Below are 255 nucleotides of genomic sequence, written 5' to 3' on the forward strand. Positions count from 1 at the left end.
CCATGGGACCAGGCGCTGGATCTGGTGCTGCGCAGCAAGGGCTTGGCCCGGCGACAGGAGGGCAATGTGCTGTTGGTGGCGCCCGCGGCGGAGTTTGCCGCGCAGTCTGTCGATGCCCATGTGGGCCAGGCGCTGGATGCACAGTTGCAGCCGTTGCGTCGGGAGCTGTTGCCCATTCATCACGCCAAGGCCGCCGAGCTGGCAGAGCTGCTGCTGGCGAGCCTGGCGGATGACGGCATCCTCAACGGTCGGGGC

Annotated in this window: 1 pseudogene; it reads left to right on the forward strand. The window is 68.2% G+C overall.

What is annotated here, in order from left to right:
• Positions 1-255: pseudogene (locus FQ668_RS27810) on the forward strand (pilus modification protein PilQ); the annotation flags it as partial.

This window comes from Pseudomonas sp. Kh14, assembly GCF_900291005.1.
Classification (GTDB): Bacteria; Pseudomonadota; Gammaproteobacteria; order Pseudomonadales; family Pseudomonadaceae; genus Aquipseudomonas; species Aquipseudomonas alloputida.